Annotated in this window: 1 protein-coding gene; it reads left to right on the top strand. The window is 74.9% G+C overall.

All coding sequences use genetic code 11. From position 1 onward, the window contains the following. Window positions 1–65 precede the first annotated feature (65 nt). On the top strand, window positions 66–1,382 hold the full coding sequence (locus ABZX67_RS33240; RefSeq protein WP_355368530.1) for a DUF3152 domain-containing protein: 1,317 nt from the start codon (window positions 66–68) through the stop codon (window positions 1,380–1,382). The last annotated feature ends 189 nt before the right edge of the window (window positions 1,383–1,571 follow it).

Raw genomic sequence — 1,571 nt, 5'->3', positions numbered from 1 at the left:
CACCCCACCCCCCCGCGCGGCGGGGGGGCGGGCGCCCCCCACGACGGCGGGAGCTGATCCAGGGCGTGGGACGACATAGTCGCAAGGGCTCCTCCGCCGCCGCGCCGGCCGCGAGCGAGGCCGCACCCGCCCCGGCGGAACGGCCCGTACCCGGTCACGGTCCCGTACCCGGTCACGGCCCCGCCCCCGGGCCCGGCACCGGACGGCGCCGCAAGGGAGCCGCGCCCGCCTCCCCGCCTCCGCCCCGGCCGCAGGAGACGCCGAGGGCGTACGCCGACGAGTGGCGACAGGACCCGCACGTGCGCGGCGGCCACCCGGAGCACCCGCACCAGGAGCAGCCCGCCCGGTACGGCGACGGGCAGGGCGTACCCCGTACGTCGCCGAGGCCGAGGAGCGGCGTGGGTGCCGGGGCGCGGATACCGGGACCGCGGCGCGAGTTCCTGGAGGCGTTCGAGGGGGACCCGCGGCGGACGGATCAGGGGGAGGAGGGGTCCGAGGCCTCGGTCACCGTCCTCAAGGAGAGGGAGAGCAGGTCCGGCAAGGGCCGCACCGTCACCGGCATCGCGGCCGCCGCCGTCACCACGGTCCTCGCGGTCGTCGTGGCCGGCCAGGTCACCGGCACGGGCCCGGACCTCTCCGCCAACCGGTCGGCGGGCGAGTCCGCCCAGCGCGGCGACGACGGCGGCTCCGGCTCCCGCTCCGACCGCTCCGACCGCTCCGACGGGCGGGCCGTGCCGCCCGAGGCCGCCGGCCAGGTGGACCAGCCGGCCCCGCCCGCCACGTACGAGCAGCTCATGACGCGGCAGTTCCCGATGGACCCCGAGCTGAAGGGGTCCGGCGCGTTCGAGGTCGTCCCCGGGTTCGACAAGGCGCCGGGGAAGGGCGAGAAGGTGCGCTACCGCGTCGACGTGGAGAAGGGGCTCGGGCTCGACGCGCGGCTGTTCGCCGAGGCGGTCCACAAGACCCTGAACGACGACCGCAGCTGGGCGCACGGCGGCGCCATGACGTTCGAGCGCGTGTCGAGCGGCGAGGCGCGGTTCGTCATCACCCTCGCCAGCCCCGGCACGACCGGCGTCTGGTGCGCCAAGTCCGGCCTGGACACGACGATCGACAACGTCTCGTGCGACTCCGCCGCCACCGAGCGCGTGATGATCAACGCCTACCGCTGGGCGCAGGGCTCGGAGACGTACGGCGCCGACGCCATGCACGCGTACCGGCAGATGCTGATCAACCACGAGGTGGGACACCGTCTCGGGCACAACCACGTCACGTGCCGCACGCCGGGCGCGCTCGCGCCGGTCATGCAGCAGCAGACCAAGTCGCTGAAGGTCGACGGCATCGCGTGCCGGCCCAACCCCTGGGTGTACCCCGGCGACTCCTGACGGGCGCCCTCACTGTGTGTGAGGGCGTTGACCCGTAGCGCGACCAAACGCGTCGCGTACGGGAAAGTTACGTGCATTCACCCCTTCTGGTGGGGGGGGGGTCAAAACGCCCGAGAGCCCCCCCCCAGTGCGCGGAATGTTGTGAGAGGCGCCCGCCGCCCGGCAGAAAGAGGCGCCGGCAAAAAGGGG

Origin of the sequence: Streptomyces sp. NPDC003036 (assembly GCF_040611175.1) — a bacterium.
Classification (GTDB): domain Bacteria; phylum Actinomycetota; class Actinomycetes; order Streptomycetales; family Streptomycetaceae; genus Streptomyces.
Note: the sequence above shows the minus strand (reverse complement) of the source record. Positions and strands in the feature narration are given on the sequence as shown.